Annotated in this window: 13 protein-coding genes and 1 pseudogene; all 14 read left to right on the top strand. The window is 53.6% G+C overall.

What is annotated here, in order from left to right:
- Positions 1–28 precede the first annotated feature (28 nt).
- The 14 genes and pseudogenes from TPRIMZ1_RS21010 to TPRIMZ1_RS0113495 all read left to right on the top strand — a co-directional run bounded on the left by TPRIMZ1_RS21010 (position 29) and on the right by TPRIMZ1_RS0113495 (position 16,739).
- Positions 29–943, top strand: a complete 915-nt coding sequence (locus TPRIMZ1_RS21010; protein ID WP_332829119.1) for a TRAP transporter large permease — start codon at positions 29–31, stop codon at positions 941–943.
- Positions 944–2,056: an alanine racemase gene (alr, locus tag TPRIMZ1_RS0113555; RefSeq protein ID WP_010260979.1), complete on the top strand. Its 1,113-nt coding sequence runs from the start codon at positions 944–946 to the stop codon at positions 2,054–2,056.
- A 43-nt stretch (positions 2,057–2,099) separates the two neighbouring features.
- Complete coding sequence (locus TPRIMZ1_RS0113550) at positions 2,100–3,056, top strand: PhoH family protein (RefSeq protein ID WP_026043715.1); 957 nt, start codon at positions 2,100–2,102, stop codon at positions 3,054–3,056.
- The gene (locus TPRIMZ1_RS0113545; protein WP_010260974.1) at positions 3,040–5,349 is read left to right on the top strand and encodes an HD family phosphohydrolase; all 2,310 of its coding nucleotides are present in this window, start codon (positions 3,040–3,042) and stop codon (positions 5,347–5,349) included. The genes TPRIMZ1_RS0113550 and TPRIMZ1_RS0113545 overlap by 17 nt, the downstream gene beginning before the upstream one ends.
- On the top strand, positions 5,346–5,804 hold the full coding sequence (gene ybeY, locus TPRIMZ1_RS0113540) for an rRNA maturation RNase YbeY (RefSeq protein ID WP_010260971.1): 459 nt from the start codon (positions 5,346–5,348) through the stop codon (positions 5,802–5,804). Before TPRIMZ1_RS0113545 ends, ybeY begins: the two co-directional genes overlap by 4 nt.
- The gene (locus tag TPRIMZ1_RS0113535; RefSeq protein WP_010260969.1) at positions 5,788–6,585 is read left to right on the top strand and encodes a hemolysin family protein; all 798 of its coding nucleotides are present in this window, start codon (positions 5,788–5,790) and stop codon (positions 6,583–6,585) included. Before ybeY ends, TPRIMZ1_RS0113535 begins: the two co-directional genes overlap by 17 nt.
- A gap of 179 nt (positions 6,586–6,764) precedes the next feature.
- Entirely contained in the window at positions 6,765–8,699 is a 1,935-nt protein-coding gene (locus TPRIMZ1_RS0113530) for a tetratricopeptide repeat protein (RefSeq protein ID WP_100217091.1), read from the top strand.
- 42 nt (positions 8,700–8,741) lie between these two features.
- Positions 8,742–9,867: pseudogene (gene prfB, locus TPRIMZ1_RS0113525) on the top strand (peptide chain release factor 2).
- A complete protein-coding gene (locus tag TPRIMZ1_RS0113520; RefSeq protein ID WP_010260964.1) occupies positions 9,842–11,299 on the top strand; it encodes a PEGA domain-containing protein in 1,458 nt (485 codons plus the stop codon). The pseudogene prfB and the gene TPRIMZ1_RS0113520 overlap by 26 nt, the downstream one beginning before the upstream one ends.
- 11 nt (positions 11,300–11,310) lie before the next feature.
- Positions 11,311–12,186, top strand: a complete 876-nt coding sequence (gene ftsY, locus TPRIMZ1_RS0113515; RefSeq protein WP_010260962.1) for a signal recognition particle-docking protein FtsY — start codon at positions 11,311–11,313, stop codon at positions 12,184–12,186.
- A gap of 54 nt (positions 12,187–12,240) precedes the next feature.
- A complete protein-coding gene (locus tag TPRIMZ1_RS0113510) occupies positions 12,241–13,422 on the top strand; it encodes a hypothetical protein (protein ID WP_010260959.1) in 1,182 nt (393 codons plus the stop codon).
- Positions 13,422–14,759: an ABC transporter permease gene (locus tag TPRIMZ1_RS0113505; RefSeq protein WP_010260957.1), complete on the top strand. Its 1,338-nt coding sequence runs from the start codon at positions 13,422–13,424 to the stop codon at positions 14,757–14,759. The genes TPRIMZ1_RS0113510 and TPRIMZ1_RS0113505 overlap by 1 nt, the downstream gene beginning before the upstream one ends.
- Positions 14,752–15,477, top strand: coding sequence for an ABC transporter ATP-binding protein (locus TPRIMZ1_RS0113500; protein ID WP_010260954.1), 726 nt, complete (start codon positions 14,752–14,754; stop codon positions 15,475–15,477). The genes TPRIMZ1_RS0113505 and TPRIMZ1_RS0113500 overlap by 8 nt, the downstream gene beginning before the upstream one ends.
- Positions 15,474–16,739 (top strand): ABC transporter permease, encoded by a 1,266-nt coding sequence (locus TPRIMZ1_RS0113495; protein ID WP_010260952.1) that lies wholly within the window; start codon positions 15,474–15,476, stop codon positions 16,737–16,739. The genes TPRIMZ1_RS0113500 and TPRIMZ1_RS0113495 overlap by 4 nt, the downstream gene beginning before the upstream one ends.
- Positions 16,740–16,748 lie beyond the last annotated feature (9 nt).

Genomic DNA, 16,748 nt, shown 5'->3' with positions numbered 1-16,748 from the left:
GGGGTAACCATCCTGGCCCTGGGGGGGCATACTCTTTGCAGTCCTGTCGGAGCATATAAAATATCCGGAAAAATTTTCCATAGGGCTCCTTACTTCTTCGGGAAGCATAGGGCTGCTCTTTCCGCCCAGTCTCCCCATCATCCTGGTGGGAGCAACCACCATGACCAATATCATGCACCTGTTTTTAGGGGGAATTATTCCGGGGCTTATCCTGGTTGTGGCGCTTATTGTCTTTGGTATCATCGCTTCGATAAAATATAAAATACCCGTTGAACCATTTCGTGTTCGGGAAGCCCTGAGGGGTTTAAAAAAATCCGCCTTCGAGATTGTCCTGCCGTTTCTGTTGATCGCCGGGTTCTTCTCCGGGATCCTCTCCCTGGTGGAGGTTGCTGCGGTTGCGCTGATCTATATTTTTATTGTTGAGGTTCTGATCCACCGGGATATTACTCTGAAAGGCCTGATACCCCTTTTCCGCAAGGCCGTTCCCATCATGGGGGGTGTGCTTTCTATCATCGCCCTGTCCATGGCTTTGTCTTACTATATAGTAGATACCCAGGCGCCGGAAAGGCTTGCCCAATGGATGCAGGCCACGGTTGAATCCAAGTACGTCTTTCTCCTCCTGCTCAACCTGGCGCTTTTGGTGGTGGGCTGTCTTATGGATATCTTTTCCGCCATCCTCATCGTGCTTCCCCTGGTTACTCCCCTGGGGCAGGCCTATGGCATAGATCCGGTTCATCTGGGGATCATCTTTATCATCAATCTGGAAGTCGGCTTCCTCACCCCGCCGGTGGGGCTTAACCTTTTCCTGGCGACATACCGGTTTAAGAAACCCTTTCTGGAGATCTGCCGCTATGTGTTTCCCTTCCTGCTTATCCAACTGATAGTAGTAATCCTGGTTACCTACGTACCCTGGTTTTCAATGTATCTGACGAGGTTTTTCTAAATGCGTGCAACCCGTGCCATTATCCGCCTTGATGTTTTTCGTTACAATCTTCGCCTGGTCCGTTCCCGTGTCGGTTCCGCCCGGAAGATCTGTGTGCCCGTTAAGGCCGATGGCTACGGTCACGGGGCGGTTCCCCTTGCCAAAGCGGCTCTGGAGGAAGGCGCAGAATTCCTGGCGGTGGCCACGGCGGCCGAGGGGGCGGAGCTCCGGGAGGCGGGGATTACCGCACCGATACTGCTCCTTTCCATACCCTTGCCCGAGGAAATTCCCGAATTGATAGTGGATAAGCTCATCCCCCTGGCAGGGGACCGGGACTTTATCCGGGAGCTTGCCGCAGTGGCGGAGCAGGGAGGGGAGCGTCTTTCTGTTCACCTGAAGGTGGATACCGGTATGGGCCGGGTAGGATGCCCGCCGTCTTCCGCCCCGGAACTTGCAGCCCTTATCGCCGGATCGAAGTACCTTAAACTTGGGGGTGTCGCCACCCACCTGGCGGTCTCCGATTCCCTTGACAAAGAAGATGCGGCCTACACCAAGGAACAGCTTGGGCGGTTCAGTGCCGCAGTGGAGGGGATACGCCGGGCGGGGATCGATCCCGGCCTGGTCCACGCCGCCAATACCGGCGCCCTGGCCTTCCACGAGGATGCCTTTTTTGATATGGTTCGCCCGGGTATACTCCTCTACGGCTATGCCCCCGTCGGCGCTGAACAGATTCTTCCGGTAAAGCCCGTCATGGAGCTGGTCAGCCAGATTGTGTTTATCAAGCAGGTGAAAAAAGGAGAGACCGTTTCCTACGGGCGGACCTGGACTGCAGATAGGGATACCACCATCGCCACCATTCCTGTGGGATACGGCGACGGCCTGCCCCGGCGGCTCAGCGGAGATTTCCGAGTACGGATAAACGGCGCCTGGTATCCCCTGGTAGGCCGGATCTGCATGGACCAGTGTATGGCGGATCTGGGGCCAAATACGGCAATACGCCGCTGGGACAGCGTAAGCTTTTTTGGGGGAGACGCCCTTTCCGCTGCGGATCTTGCCGCAAAACTGGGTACCATTTCCTACGAGATCACCTGCGGGATAAACAAGCGGGTGCCACGTATCTATGTTGACACTTGACGTCCCCATGAGGGGACTATAGACTTGAAACTTAGAGGTGTTTTTGGACGATAGCATAACCGTTGTACTGGATAGCCATGAGGTTCTGTCCGGAGTTTGCGGGGCAAATGATGGGAACCTGAAGCTTATCGAAGGGTCCCTGGGGGGCCGTATCGCAACCCGGGGGAATGAAATACGTTTGGAAGGGGTCGATGAGGCCGGGGTCCGGCGTTTCAGGACGATGATGGATAGCCTTATAAGCGCAGTTCGGGAGGGGGATAATCCTTCCCCGGATTTTGTCAGGGCCCTAGTTGGAACCGTTTCTCCGGATGAAAGCGGACCCGGGATACTGCAGGATGCGGTGATCCATATTCCCCACGGCTTTGGCAAGGTCTTTCCCCGGGGCCACAATCAGGCCCGGTATATCCAGGGCATGCGTTCCAACGATATTACCTTCTGCGTAGGGCCCGCCGGTACGGGGAAGACCTTTCTGGCCATAGCGGAGGCCCTTTATCTGGTATTATCAAAAAAGATGCGTAAACTGGTGCTTACCCGTCCGGTGGTGGAGGCCGGTGAAAGCCTGGGTTTTCTCCCGGGGGATCTGGCCCAGAAGATAAACCCCTATCTCCGGCCCCTCTACGACGCCATGGAATCCCTCATCCCCTTTGAGGTGATCCACCGTATGGAAGAAAACCATACCATAGAAATAGCGCCCCTGGCCTATATGCGGGGACGGAGCCTTAACGATTGTATCATTATTCTGGACGAAGCCCAGAATACGACCAAGGAGCAGATGAAGATGTTCCTCACCAGGCTGGGCCAGGGCGCCCGGGCGGTTATTACCGGGGATGCTACCCAGGTGGATCTGCCTAAACGGGTAGATTCGGGGTTAATCCACGCCCTTACCATTCTCAAAGAAGTGGAGGGGATACACTTTGCCTACCTCAATACGGGCGATGTGGTCCGGCATCCGCTCATTAAAAAAATTATTCAGGCCTACGAAAATGAAACGAAATCGTAACGGTTTTGCCTCGGGCGATATTTTTTTAAAAAAGTTCAGGCTCCCGAAATTTCGTCTGGGCCCTGCTCTGGTAAGCCTATTGGCATTTATCATATCCGGCGGCGCCATTATCTGGGGCAGTATGCGTTCCGACATCGCCGAAGCCGGGAATTATACGGAATTTGAACTTGGCCGGGTTGCGGAACGGGACATTATCTCGGAACATGCGGTCTCCTATGTGGACGAGGACGCTACCCAACTGCGCCGTGAGGCGGAAGAACGGCTGGTTCCGGCTGTTTTTGTGTTTTCCCGGGAGGCCGACGAGGGAAGCCGGAGCTCCTATTCCCGGTTTGCAGAACTCTCCCGGAATCTCTTTTCCCAAAGAAGTTCCGCCGAAGCCTATAAACTGGCGGTTCAGGCTGAGCTTCCCGGGGCCTTTGGTTCCAATACTCTGGATATGCTTTTTCGGGATTCCGGCAGGGATCGCATCCTGGACTATGGTTCTGCGGTACTGGACTACCTGCTGGATACCGGTATTGTTGCCATACCCCAGATTGGCCTTGAGATGTTCAACCCCGATGTGGTGGATCTGTACCACAATAGCAGCGGCCGGATAGAGCGGGAGCGGGTGCCCTACGATAGGCTTATCAGTTACGACGGGGTGGAAGATGCACTTAGGCGTCATATTGCGGGAGGGGCTTTTCCCGCTGCCTTTACCGTCCTTGCTTTCCCCTTGTTGAAACCCTTTATCACAGAAAATGTGTTTTTCTCCCCCCAGGAGACCAGCCTGCGTCTGGCCGAAGTCCGTACCCAGGCAAAACCGGTAATGAAGTATATAGAAGAGGGCGACCGGGTTATACGGAAGGGATTTATCATCGGCGAAGGGGATATGGTTAAGCTCCGGGCGCTGATCAATTCCCAGCCCGGCTATGATCCCCGGCCGGTGGTAGGCCATATCCTTATACTTTTCTTAGTATACGGCCTCCTGGTTTTTATGGGGGGGAAGCGGAGCATTGGAAGGATCCTCTCTCCGGCGGAGGTTTATCTTCTGGCAATTCTTACGGTGCTCTATATAGTGGGCGCAGTATTTCTGCGGACCGTGCCCCTGGGAAATTACCCTTCTGCGGCCCTGGCACTGCCTACTGCCCTGGTAATAATGCTGCCCGCAATTCTGATCGGTTCCCGGCTTGCGGTGGTTCTGGCCCTGGCCCTGCCTCTGGGGGCCTTTATGTCCGGCCATTTTGATGTGCCTTCCTTTGTTTTCGCCCTTAGTTCCGGAATAGTGGCGGCCTATGTACTGCAGAATGCGGAAAAACGCATGGACCTGATCAAGGCTGGTTTTATTCTGGCCCTGGTCCATATCTTTACTGCCACAGGGTTGCTCCTTATAAAGCGGAGTTCCCTTGCGGATTATCCGCCGGCCCTGTTTCTGGCGGCCTTTAACGGCGTTGCTTCGGGGATGCTGGTCCTGGGTTTTCTCCCCATGCTTGAACATGTCCTGAACGCCCCCACCACCTTCCGGCTTATAGAACTTTCGGATCTTAATTCCCCGATCCTTAAACGGCTCTTTACCGCCGCTCCGGGTACCTATAGCCATTCGGTGATGGTGGCAAACCTCGCGGAGTCCGCCTGTCAGGAGATAGGCGCTAATCCGCTGCTTGCCCGGGTAGGGGCCTATTATCATGATATAGGGAAGATCGATCAGCCCGACTATTTTGTGGAAAATCAGACCGTCTATAATAAGCATGATGATATTCCCCCTCGGCTTTCCGCCACGGTGATCCGCAGCCATGTTAAGCTGGGCGTGGAAAAGGCCCGGCTCCTGGGGCTTCCCCAGGCGGTTACGGATATTATTTCCGAACACCACGGCAATTCGGTGATCAGCTGGTTTTACCACGAGGCGCTTAAGCGGGAGTCTGCGGACTCGCACAATAAATCTGCGGTGAACGTGGAGGACTTTACCTATCCCGGAAATCCGCCCCGTTCCCGGGAATCTGCGGTGGTGATGCTGGCGGATGTGACCGAGGCGGCGGTACGGACCTTGAAGAAACCAACCGCATCCAGACTGGAAAAATTTATCCACGAAATGTTCCTGTCAAAATTTGATTCGGGCCAGCTATGGGATTCGGATTTGACCTTCCGGGAACTCCAGACCATTGAGAATATCTTTGTCCGGGTCTTGGCGGGGCATTATCATTCCCGGATTGAATATCCCAAACAGCTTAAGGAAGCGGTTCAAGCTGCGGCCCATACCCATTCCGGCGGCCATGGGGAGGGCGGTACAGGGCCCGCTTCTCCGGGAGCCCCCGTATGAACCGGGTGGATATCAGCGCCGAGGAGGTCCCCCTACCTGCTTGGTCGCCCATGGTAAATGACTATATTCTTAAGGTTCTGGACAGGCTGGAAAAGGATGCCTGGGATCTTTCGGTGCTTTTCTGCAATAACGCCTATATCAGATCGTTAAACGAGCGATTCCGGAATATCGATGAACCCACGGATGTATTATCCTTTGAGCTGGGGACTAATTACCATGATGAAACAAGCGGGGAAACCCGGTTCCTCAGCGGGGATATCATCGTTTCCCTGGAAACCCTGGAGGAAAATGCCGAATATTTTAAGGTTTCCCGGGATGAAGAGTTACGCCGCCTTTTAATCCATGGTATTCTCCACTTAGACGGAATGGATCACCAAACAAACGAGGGCGTGGAGCCCATGTTAAAACTACAGGAACAGATCCTGACGGAGTTATCGGGTGAAGCTATTTTTTAAAAAAGGTGAAATAGATAAAAAAACATTACAGGCTCTGGAGACGGATCAGCAGGAAATGATCCGCGGGGTGGTGGAGCTTTCGGATACCACGGTTAAGGAGATCATGGTACCCCGGATCGATACGGTGTTCATTTCTGTGGACGCCACCCGGGAAGAACTGCTGGAACGGATCACCGAAAGTGATCATTCCCGTTTTCCGGTGTACAAGGAAACTATCGACAACGTGGTGGGTATCCTCTATGTAAAGGATCTGCTTAAAGCCCTGGTTAAGGGCGAGGAACTTTCAATCCAGAACCTGCTCCGCAAGCCCTTCTTTGTGCCCGGCTCAAAGCATATTAACGAACTCCTTGCGGAACTGCGCCGCCGCCGGGTCCACATTGCGGTGGTGGTGGACGAGTACGGCGGGGTTTCGGGGATTATCTGCATGGAAAATATTATCGAAGAGATCATCGGTGATATCCAGGATGAATTTGATAACGAAACTGAGAACATCCTCAAGTTAGGGGAGGGGACCTTCCTCTGTGACGCCCGGGTAAACCTGGAAGATCTTTCCGAGGAAACCGGAGTAACGCTGCCTGCGGATGATTTTGATACCCTGGGCGGCTTTGTGTTTGATCTTTTTGGAAAAATTCCCGTAAAATACGAAAAAGCCGTCTACGGTGATACGGATTTTATCATCCAGGACATGGATGGGCATAAGATAAATACGGTAAAGATAGTGCTGAATAAGAAAGAAGACAATAAAAACCACAAAGATAGTGCTGAAGAAGGAAGAGAATAAAAACCACAAAGGCACAGAAGGTACAGAAGGCGAATGTGAAGAAAGGAAAGAGGATGAAGAAAAGAAGCAAGGATACTACAACTACTCTAGAACTTTCCCCCTTTTCTTCTTCTTTCCTCCCTTCTGTACCTTTGTGGTTGAAATTTCTTCTTTTTTTCTTTCTTTTAACCTTTGCGGTTATGGGACAGCCATATGCCCAAAGCGGTTCGGCTTCCGGCGCGGGGGCCTATTATGATCGGGGCCGCGAATATATGGCGCAGGAAAACTGGTACGCCGCAGCGGAGGCCCTGTTGGAATGTGTCCGCCTTAACGCAGCCCACGCCGAAGGGACCGCCGCTCTGGCGGAGTGTTACTACGAGCTTGGTGAATTCGATCAGGCCCTGAGCTGGGTGCGGAAGGCCCGGACCCTGGCCCGGAGCAGTATGCCCCTTGCCAATCTGGAAGCCACTACCCTCATAGCCCTGGGGCGGCTGGGGGAGGCACAGACTATCATTACCGATATTCTCAAGCGGGAACCCTATAACCTGGAGGCCCTTTTTGCGGGGGCGGAGCTTGATGTGGCCCGGGGCCGCTCGGGTGATGCGGTTATCCGGTACCGGGAGGTGGCCCGCCGCTTTCCCGATGATAGGAGGCTCCTCCTCTCTCTCGCCCTGGTTCTCTGCTCCCTGGGGGACCTGGAAGGCGCCCGGCCTTATATTGAGCGGGCCCTGTTGCAGCACCGCGAGGATTACCGGGTCTATTACTACGCCGCCTACATAGACGCCAAGGCCGGGCGTTTCCCCCAGGCCATACGCTATGTCGAACAGGCCCTGGCGTATAGGCCGGGGTATAAGCCCGCACGGGCGCTGCTGGCAAGCCTCCGCTACCGTTCCGGGCAGTACGAAGAAGCTGCCGCCCTGGCGGATCAGGCCATTGCGGAGGATCGCAGCGATTTAGCCGCCTGGTACCTCAAGGGTATGGCCTATATCAGCCTTGGGCGGATCAACGATGCTATGAATATACTTTCCCAGGCTTCGGGGATTGATCCCAACGATGAGTTTGTCCGTTCCGCCCTGGAGGATCTGATCCTCGGCAATACCAGCCTGGAGGATCCCCTGCGGAGCCGCTGGGCGTCCTGGCATTTTAACCGCGCCCGGGAATTTCGTTCCGGAAACCTCACGGATCAGGCCCTCTTTGAATACCGCCGGGGGCTGCGGCTTAACCCCTATGCCCGGGACCGGCGGGAATACGCAGAAATACTGCGGATCCAAGGGTATCCCGCCCGCTACCTGGAGGAACTGCGTTTCCTCCGGAGCAACAACCTGAATGACCCGGCTATTAACGATGCTATCGAAGCCTACGATGCCCTTCTAGCCGATGCGCTGTACCGGCGCTGGGATGCGGATCCCGTAGAGATTGCCAAGCGTCACTGGAATGTGGCGGTATTTACCATAGCCTCCGATGGCGCTTTTTACCACGCCGAAGCCGGGGCTGTGGGTTCCGCCTATGTCCGGGACCTGTTGATCCATGACCGGAACATAGCCGCCCCTGACCTTGCCCTTAAACAACCCTCATTTTCCGCCGCCTTCCGTACCGCCCGGGAAGAGGGAGCGGATTACTTCCTTATCGTTACGGTATCTGAAAACGCGCGGGACCTTGCCCTTAAGGGCGAACTCTTTGTGGGCCGTACCGGTTCCCCCGCCGCCTCCTTCTACACCTACCGTACCGGCGACGATCGCCTGCGAAACGCCTCCCGGGGCTTGGCGGACCAGCTTTCCCGGGCCCTCCCGTTCCGCGCCGAGCTGATCCGGCGCCGTTCCTCCCAGGGTCTTATCGACAAGGGCCGCGCGGACGGCGTTAAAAGTGAAACCGAATACGATGTGGTCAAGAAAGGCCAGCCGGTGATCCGCAACGAAGGCATAGGCCTGGTGTATTCCCCGGAGGATGTGGTAGGAAAATTGCGTATAGAACGGGCTGATGAGGAGGTATCCATGGGGATACTCACCCGGGAGGGGTTCTTTGACCGCATCGGTATTGGGGACGAGATTATCCTGCAGAACGAAAAACCCGTGGATAATCCGGCGGATGCCATGGCGGACCCGGAACTGCGGAGTTTGCTGCGGTACCTTCGCTAATCATGGTTTGACAATTAAACGGAATTTGACTACCCTGAACCTATGTTAGTATCAGAATTAGGGGCTCCCATTGCGGAGCTAAAGGCTAAAATTTACGATACCTGGAGGCGTCTTTGAAAACCCGGCGCCCGGAACGGCTTCCTTTGGTCAGCGCATAGCGGAACTTGAGGCTAGTGCAGGGGAGTCGGATTTTTGGAATAATAGTAACCGGGCGGAGAAGATCATGGGGGATCTCAAGGCTCTCAAGGCCCGGTACGAACCCTGGAAGGCCCTGGTGGCGGATATTGAAGACCTTGAGGTACTTCAGGAACTGGCTGGGGAGGAAAAAGACGAATCCCAGGGCAGTGAAATTGAAAATACCCTTGGAAAACTTACGGAACGCTACGAAAAGCAGAATATTTATGAGCTTATGGGCGGCGAGGTGGACAAGAACGGCTGCTTTCTTACCATCCATTCCGGCGCCGGGGGGACCGAAGCCTGCGACTGGTCCCAGATGCTCTACCGGATGTACCTCCGCTGGGCGGAACGCCGGGGTTTTAAGCTTGAAGAGGTGGATCGCCTGGAAGCGGAGGGGGGGATCAAATCCGCCACCTGCCGCATCGACGGGGACTACGCCTACGGCTACCTCAAGGGCGAGTCCGGGGTACACCGGCTGGTGCGTATTTCCCCCTTTGACGCCAATGCCCGGCGGCATACATCCTTCGCTTCGGTGTACCTCTTCCCGGTGATCGACGATTCCATTGAAGTTGATATCCGGCCCGAGGATCTCCGGGTGGACACCTACCGTTCCGGCGGCGCCGGGGGGCAGCACGTAAACAAAACCGACAGCGCGGTGCGCTTTACCCACCTGCCCACGGGTATCGTGGTGGCCTGCCAGAGTGAACGGAGCCAGACCATGAACCGGGCCATCGGCATGAGTATACTCAAGTCCCGGCTCTACGAATACTATCGTCAGGAAAAGGAAAAGGAAAATGAAAAGTTTGCCCAGGAAAAAAAGGATATCTCCTGGGGGAATCAAATCCGGTCCTATGTGTTTCAGCCCTACACCATGGTGAAGGATTACCGGACCAAGACGGAGATGGGTAATATTCAGGCCGTCATGGATGGAGACATAGATCCCTTTATTGAGGAGTATTTGCGCTTTGCCTGGAAAAATAATCAAGCATAGTATTACTATGTTTGCGCTGCTCCTGGTATTTTCCGCCCCGGTTTTTGGGTTTGGAAAGGCTGAGGAGGAGGAGACGGAGATTATGAACCCCGAGTGGGTTCTCGCTATTACCGCCTTTGATGTTTCTTCCCTTCCTCCCCCCCAGCGTATTCTGGGGGATCTTCTGGTACGCGGGCTTGCAAAATCCATCACGGATGTTCATCACCGGGTCCGGGTATCGGAAGAATATTCTTACTACCGGGATCTGGCCTGGGTTCGCGCCCTGGAGGATGCGGGGAAAAAATTGGCGGCCAAGAGGACCGAGCGGGATTTGCTTATCTATAAGGGGTATCCGGATCGGCGGTATAAGAACGAAATAAAAACGGTTGATGCGGCTATAAAAACCTTGGAGGAGGAGTACCAAAAGGCCGAAGAAGCGGTAATGGCGATTGAGTATGAACCGGTTTTTAGGCTGACCCAGGAAAACAACGATGGGACATTTCCCGATCCACCCGCCAAAGGCGTTGAGTACCGTTTTTGCACCAATAAAAAAGCTGATGCCATCGTCACCGGGGAGATATCCGAATTTCATGGCCGGGTTTTTCTCCGTATCCGCTTGTATACCCTGTATACCCGTTCGTTTGCATACGAGGATAGTTTTATTTTTTCTACCGATGATATGGGCTTGGTGGAGGATGAAATGGCGGGACGTTTGGCGGCGGCCATATCCGGCGCTCCTCCATCGGCGATATCCGTAAAAACGGATCCGGAAAACGCAGTTATTCTGGTCAAAGAAAACTATGCAGGGCAGGGTGATACGGGGATCAGGGAATATCCTCCGGGCCCGGTGGATGTGGCGGTCTTTGCGGATGGGTATGACAGTGCATCCATGTCGGTGGATCTTGCGATGGGAGAATTGACGGAGCTGCAATTTAAACTTCGGCCCGTGCCACAGACCAGTTTTGGCATTGATTTTCCTGACCATAAAGGTGCATTGATATACGAAGGTTCCCTTTACATTGGGGCTGCTCCCCTAACCATAACGACTCCGATGAATCAATTTGAATATATCCACGCAGAAACTCTGGCGGGGGCTAAGTCTGCGGTAATTTTCCGGGCAGGGCAGACGGGAGATGTGGTAACCCTGCCGGTTTCCATACCCGTGGGGAAGGATAAAAAACCCTTGGGTACGGCCCGGCGTAAATATTACGGCGCTTGGACACACGTCTGGATAGCGCTTCCGGTGGCTTTTATGCTTTCCGGTATTACCGCTACCTATCAGAATGCCTATAACTATGCGGGTGATCCGGATATATATGATACCTACCAGACCCTGAATACGGTTACCACCGGCGCCTGGATTGCCTTTGGCGCTGTTATGGTTGAATCAATTTACCGGATACTCCGGTATGGCAGTACGGCCAGTAAGAGCGTTCCGAAGATTGCGAAATAGGATGGTGAACCGTGGGGGCAGCTAGCTTTGCAGATCGTTTAAAAAATTTTTTTGGCCGGGGAAAACAGGTTTCGGAAGAATTATTTGAAGATCTGGCGGATCTCCTGGTGGAGGGTGACTTTGGCGCTGCCGAAGCGTTTAAAACGGTGGATGCCCTCCGTTTAATTTGTAAAAAAGAGGGAATTTCCGATCCTACCCAGGCGCGCATGGCCTTGGCCTCCCTGCTGGAAAGGAGCTTATGTATATCACCCGTGGGGGCCCAAAACTCCCTGGTGGTGATATTGCTCCTGGGCGTGAACGGGGTTGGGAAGACCACCACCGCAGCTAAACTGGCGGAGCGGTACCGGTCTTTGGATAAAAAAAAGCCCATCCTGGCTGCGGCGGATACTTTCCGGGCTGCGGCGGTGGATCAGTTGAAAATACACGGAGAACGCCTTGGGGTACGGGTGGTTGCCCACAAACAGGGGGGAGATCCCGCAGCGGTAGTGTACGATGCCCTGGAAGCGGCCCTTGCCGGGGGCGGGGATATGATCATAGCCGATACCGCCGGGCGGATGCACACTAAAACTGCGCTAGTGGAAGAATTAAAGAAGATTGACCGGGTGGTTGAATCTAAGGCGCCTGGGGCGAAGTATATACGGTGGTTGGTCCTGGATTCTACCACCGGACGTAACGCCCTGGCCCAGGCGGAGACCTTTCATCAGGCGGTAGCCCTGGATGGCGTTATCCTGACAAAATTTGATTCCAGCGCCAAGGGGGGGGTGGTTTATTCCCTGTCAACAGAACTCCGCCTTCCGGTAGTTTTTCTCTGCAACGGAGAACAATACGGGGATATTAAGCCCTTTGATCCCAAGGAATACACAAAGGAATTTATCGGCCTTGATTAAACATGGTGTTAAAAAATATTTTTTTGTTTTACCCTGGGATTTTTTGCTGCCCTTATGTATGCCGAGGACTGGTATGTTTCCAACGCCGGGGGGATGGCTCTGGAACCTGCTTTTTCGCAGTATGCCCTCAGGGGCAAGTATGCTCTTTCGGTGGGAAGCGCTTCCCCTTCGGAACTGCCCGAGAAGCTGCTGCAATACTACGATCCATCATATCGGATAGAGATACGGAATCTCTACGAAGAAGGTGTCGTATCCCGGCGTCAGTGGTCGTTTAAAGACGAAACGGAACTTACAAGGCTTGCGGCGGTTTTTGAGGATGATAATTCGGGGTTTATTGAACTCTACAATACCGACAAGCTTATATCAGAATCGCATCAGATAAATGCGGATAGTTCCGATTATATTACCTACTATTATTATAACCGCACTTTTCTTATCAGAACGGAGACCTGGCTTTTCACTCTCTTTAAGGCGGAACCGGAAGATGAACCTGTGGAAGAGGAGCCGGATGTGAAGGCTGAGGATCCTAAAGAGACGATTCCTAATGTGCCGGTGCCATCATCAACCCGGGCGGAAGAGGAGGGCATAGAGATGGTTCCCATTCCGCGTCCGGTGAATATTCCGGTTACGGTAGTAAAAACGCTGAACGACGGGATCGAAGAACCTATCTGGACAGATTACTATCGCTATACCCGTTCCTATGCTTTGCGGAGTGTAGAGCGGCGTTATCTTAAGGCGCCCGCAGAAGGGCAGGAGACCGCTTTTTTCAGGTTCCCCCAGCTTATCCTTGGGGTCGGGGCGGAAAATGAATTTGTTCACCCCGGTTCTGTTTTTAGTTCTGAATTTTTTGATGATGTGATAATTAATTCCGGCGATCGGATACTCTACAATACCGACGAGCGCGGCCGGATTAGGAGCGAAGTTCGCCGCGATGAGTTTGACCGCATATTGGGGGAAGTGATAAACACCTGGTCCGGAGACAGGCTTACTTCGGTGCTTTGGAAATCCGATGCGGAGGAACGGCTCATAGAATATGAATATAACAACGATGGGGATCGTATTTTTGAACGTAACCTTCGCAATGGAGTTTTGGAGCGAACGGTTCGTCAGGAAGGGGACCGGGAAGTCGAGGAACTCTATATGAATGATGCCGTGGTACTCCGGGCTGTATGGTTAAACGGCCGTAAAATTTCTGAGGAACATGTCCGCCCGGGATCTGACCGGAGGGGAGAATAATGGCTGGGCAGGGCTGGATAGGATTTGTCGCGATCCGTTATTTTCGGGGACGGCGCAAAAATACGCATTCTCCGGCGCCGGTTCTGGCCATACTGGGTATTGCCACCGGGGTATTGGCGCTGACGGTTATCATCGCGGTGATGAATGGGTTCCAACTGGGGTTTATCGAAAGTATCCTTGAAATATCATCCTACCATCTGCGGATAGAAGCGTTCCCCCATGACGGGCGGGGAGAAATGCTGCGGGAAAAAATCAGCGCCCTGCCGGCGCTTAGAGCGGCAGTTCCATTCCGGGAAATTCAGGGAATTGTCCGCGGACAGCAGAGGGGGCATCACGGAGCGGTGGTCCGCGGCCTCCCGCCTGATGCCCTGGAACAGGACTTGGGGATGGCGGAAAAGCTGGTCTTTGAAAGGGGCTCTTTTAATTTAGAGGACCGTTTTTCCATATTGCTTGGAGCTGAACTGGCAAGGCGTCTTGATGCGGATCTTGGGGATTGGATTACCATGGTTTCCGTTTCAGGGGAGGACCTTTTTTCCGGGGATGCTGAAGAAGGTGAGGGCGGGGCGGATAATTCCCGGTTCATTGTTAAGGGTATTTTTCGTTCAGGTTTTTATGAATATGATTTGGGATGGGCATTTATTAATATAGAACGTTCCGCTGAAATAAGCGGTGGAGATACGTCCCTGGGGATCAAACTGAAAAACCGCTGGCAGGACCGGGCCGGACTGGAACAGATCCGGAGGGTATTGGAAGAACAGGCGGGACTTGAGCTTCATGTTTCTTCCTGGCGGGACTATAATAGGGCTTTCTTCGGAGCCCTGCGGACAGAAAAACTGTTCATGTTTGTTTTGGTGGGACTTATATTTATTGTTGTGGGGTTAAATATCTTTCAAGCCCAACGACGCAGTGTCCTTGAACGCCGTGAGGAAATCGGCCTCCTCCGGGCTGTGGGCGCCACGGATATGGCGGTGCGGCTGGTCTTTGTCTGGGATGGGGTTATTATCGGTATTGTAGGGGCGGGTATGGGAATGCTCCTGGGACTTCTTATCGCCTGTAACATCGCAGCGTTTTTTTCCATACTGGAAGGGGTAGTTAATTTCTTTATCGGTATTCTTAATGTGCTTTCATCACCCTTCCTGGGATCGGAAGCTGCGGGCGGGGGCTTCGCTATTTTTTCACCAACGGTGTTTTATATAAAGGAAATCCCCTCCAGGCTCATCCCCCATGAGGTGCTGATTATATTTTTATTTGGCTTTTTATCCGCCCTTCTAGCGGCATGGTTCGCCTCGGGAAGGGTCTCCCGGACAAGACCCGCGGAGGTACTGCGTTATGAGTGATATCGTTCAGGATGCTGATTCAATCCTGGTCCGGGTTAGGGATCTTGTTAAGACCTATACATCCGGTACGGAAACCCTCCGCATACTTCAGGGTATTGGGTTCGATATTAAACGGGGAAGTTCCGTGGCAGTGACCGGTGAAAGCGGCAGTGGAAAAAGTACGCTCCTTAATATTTTGGGGGGCCTTGATCGCTGCGACTGCGGATCCGTCATGGTTGGGGGCGCTGAAATAAACGGTCTTACGGAATCCGCCCTCAGTTCCTACCGAAGTCATCGGGTGGGCTTTATTTTTCAGTTTCACTATTTATTGAAAGATTTTACCGCTCTGGAAAATGTAATGCTGCCCGCATATATTGCGGGGATGAAAAAAAAGGATGCCCTGGAAAAAGCGCGGCTCCTCCTTGGGGACGTACGGCTTGATGATAGGATCCACCACTATCCATCCCAGCTTTCCGGCGGTGAGCGGCAGCGGGTTGCGGTGGCCCGTTCCCTGGTGAACGATCCCGACCTGGTCCTGGCGGACGAGCCGACGGGTAACCTGGATGCTCAGAACAGCGCCATGGTGGCGGAACTCCTCTATGCCGGCGCCGGGAAATGGGGTAAGACACTTATGGTGGTTACCCATGATATGGGTGTGGCTGAACGGGCGGAAGTCCGCTATACCCTGGTAGGCGGGGTACTTCGGACCTACGGTCCCCAGATCGGAGCGCCGAAGTGAGGGCCGGCCCCATTAGTTTTATTAGTCTTCGTTACCTCCTTGGAAGGGCCCGGGAGGGAGGCCGCTATCTTAGGGGCGCCGCAGGGGGTATCGCCCTGAGCCTTATTCCTATCATTGTTACCCTCATGGTGGCGGATGGTATGATTCGGGGTATCACCGACCGGTATCTGGAACTGGGAACCGGCCATATTCAGATCTACGATTTTTTGGATCCCATGGAAGTTGAGAACACTAAAACTGCGCTGGAGGATCTTCCCGGACTTCGGGGGGCATGGCTTGAACGCCAGGGCCTTGGGGTACTGGCGGGTAAAAAAGGCAGGACCGGGGCTACCATCAGGGCCACGGAAAGTTCTTTTTGGGAAGATGAGGGAAGCAGCAAGTTTTTAAAAACCATTTCGGGGAGTGCAAAGATTGAGGATCCCCGGGATGTAATTTTGGGGGATGCCCTGGCGGAGAGCCTGGGCGCAGAAGTGGGGGACACCCTGCGGATAATGACGCTCCGCATTGGCTCCGACGGCAGGAATATCCCCAGGCTTTTTCCTTTTACAATTAAGGGTATTGTTTCTTCCGGGTACCGGGAACTGGATTCCCTCTGGTGTATCGTGGGTTACGATGCGGGAAAACGAATCCTGGCGCCGGAATTGTCCTCATCCTATCTCATGGTAAAGATCGATGACCCCTATACGGGCGCTGATGATGCAAGCTACGATATCTATCAAAAGTTGGGGCCCGGTTATGGGATCTATACCTGGAAGGAACTCCAGAGATCCCAGTACAGTTCCTATGAATCTACCAGGCAGCTTCTTCTCTTTATCATGGCCCTGGTGGTGATCGTGGCCGCAGTAAATGTGTCTTCCGCCACGTCCATGCTGGCTATAGAGCGGCAGCGTGATATTGCGGTATTAAAAGCCTTTGGTACAAAGCCCAGGGGTATTAGCAGAATCTTTATCCAGGGGGCGTTCCTTACCGGGCTTACCGGGGGTATAACCGGTATCGCCCTTGGCCTGGGGATTGGATCCGCCATAAATCCCATCATCCATGGATTGGAAAAGGCGCTTGGCTTTTTTTCCGGCCTTTTCCACGGAGGGGAGGTAAAAATACTGGACCCGGGTTATTATTTGGAAAACATTCCCCTGGTTATTGACTGGAAAGCGGTCTTCATTATCGGCATTGGCACAATCCTGGCGTCCATGCTGGCATCCTGGATTCCTGCCAGACGGGCCGGGGCTATTCCCCCAATAGAATTACTGCGGAAGTACTAGGAGGTTTTT

This window comes from Treponema primitia ZAS-1 (assembly GCF_000297095.1).
GTDB lineage: Bacteria > Spirochaetota > Spirochaetia > Treponematales > Breznakiellaceae > Termitinema > Termitinema primitia_A.
The sequence above is the reverse complement of the archived record's forward strand: the minus strand, read 5'-3'. Positions and strand labels throughout refer to the sequence as shown.

Excerpts from the sequence above, each read along its gene's own strand:
- alr (WP_010260979.1), top strand. The coding sequence starts at position 944 with ATGCGTGCAACCCGTGCCATTATCCGCCTTGATGTTTTTCGTTACAAT.
- TPRIMZ1_RS0113545 (WP_010260974.1), top strand. The coding sequence starts at position 3,040 with ATGAAACGAAATCGTAACGGTTTTGCCTCGGGCGATATTTTTTTAAAA.
- ybeY (WP_010260971.1), top strand. The coding sequence starts at position 5,346 with ATGAACCGGGTGGATATCAGCGCCGAGGAGGTCCCCCTACCTGCTTGG.
- TPRIMZ1_RS0113530 (WP_100217091.1), top strand. The coding sequence starts at position 6,765 with ATGGGACAGCCATATGCCCAAAGCGGTTCGGCTTCCGGCGCGGGGGCC.
- TPRIMZ1_RS0113510 (WP_010260959.1), top strand. The coding sequence starts at position 12,241 with ATGTATGCCGAGGACTGGTATGTTTCCAACGCCGGGGGGATGGCTCTG.
- TPRIMZ1_RS0113505 (WP_010260957.1), top strand. The coding sequence starts at position 13,422 with ATGGCTGGGCAGGGCTGGATAGGATTTGTCGCGATCCGTTATTTTCGG.
- TPRIMZ1_RS0113500 (WP_010260954.1), top strand. The coding sequence starts at position 14,752 with ATGAGTGATATCGTTCAGGATGCTGATTCAATCCTGGTCCGGGTTAGG.